The organism is Geobacillus thermodenitrificans subsp. thermodenitrificans DSM 465 (assembly GCF_000496575.1).
In the GTDB taxonomy this organism is placed as follows: domain Bacteria; phylum Bacillota; class Bacilli; order Bacillales; family Anoxybacillaceae; genus Geobacillus; species Geobacillus thermodenitrificans.
In genome coordinates this window covers 1-1,172 of record NZ_AYKT01000052.1, presented here as the reverse complement: position 1 = coordinate 1,172, position 1,172 = coordinate 1, and the positions used below count along the sequence as shown (strand labels likewise).

The 1,172-nt window shown below is 45.6% G+C and carries 2 protein-coding genes; both read right to left on the bottom strand.

Annotated elements, in window-relative coordinates:
• Positions 1–140: 140 nt before the first annotated feature.
• A complete protein-coding gene (locus tag DSM465_RS0117860) occupies positions 141–749 on the bottom strand; it encodes an HK97 family phage prohead protease (RefSeq protein WP_035498833.1) in 609 nt (202 codons plus the stop codon).
• Positions 724–1,172: phage portal protein (locus tag DSM465_RS0117855; protein ID WP_029761970.1), on the bottom strand; the 449-nt coding region annotated here is incomplete at its 5' end. The genes DSM465_RS0117860 and DSM465_RS0117855, both read right to left, overlap by 26 nt.

Genomic DNA, 1,172 nt, shown 5'->3' with positions numbered 1-1,172 from the left:
CCAACTTTGCGACTTCTTCCTCCACCGCTGAGACTTCCTCTTCAGTTTGCGCTTCCTCGATCGCTTGTTCCAACTCCGCTGCTTTCGCTTGCAGTTCCTGCTCGCGCTTCACGAGCTCGTCCAATGCAGCTTTACGTTGTTCAATTTTTTTGGTCAACATTAATTGACGCAACGCCATTTCTCACACGCTCCTTTAACTGTAATTTTCTTTGTTCTAGTTGCCGCTTCTTATGCTGCTCGTATTCTTTCATGCGGGCATGGACACTTGTGTCTGAATATGCCGGGAAGGTCACCACTGAAACCTCATGCAGATCCACTTTTTTCAACGTCCATTTGACCGTGCCATCATCGCGAAAATCAGTTTCTTCCTCGATGATGTTGAATCCAAATGAACATTGGTCAACATCACCACGCTTGACACGTTCATACAGATTGACCGCATCACTGTCACGAGGGTTGATTTTGATACGCCCCCACAATCCGCGGCTGTCAACTTTTAGCTCTAGCGTTCCAGCTTTTGTTCGCCCCAGGACTAATGTTTTGTCATGGTTAATCAACGCCCTAATATCGTTACTTAGCGTCTCATTAAAGGCTTCCGGCGCGATTTCTTCAAAAGCACCCGGAAATAACTCGGTTTCACGATTAAACACCGCGAAATATCCTTCGATATACATTTCATTGTCTTGTTCTTCTTGCGTTGCGGTGATGTTTGTTTGCAGGCTTCTAGTTTGTTTGACCGTTCGCTCCACCGTTCTCACCACCTTTCAGTTTGGCTTGGTCTCCAATCTTGTCGAGAGGGATATAGTTTTCGAGAATCACTAACTCACTCAATCCTTCTTTCGGCGAAAGTCCCAGCCAATCACGGACCTCATTCCCCTCCATAATGCCACGGACATACATATTTGAACCGACTTCCGCCAGCTCTTTAAGGTCATAAGCATATAAACTTCGCGGATTGAACTTGAAATAAAGATCTGGGCTGATAAGCAACTTTCTCGTCAGTTCTTGCTCGATTCCTTTTGCAATCGGCAAGATAGTCGAATTGATAAAATTGTTGTATTCATCCCGGTTAAACTCCCCGATGCCCAATAAAAAAGCTGGCACACCAAACATGCCAGCTACGGTTCGCTTATCCAGTTCAACCGCCTCGTTGATCGCAATATCTTTAAGGG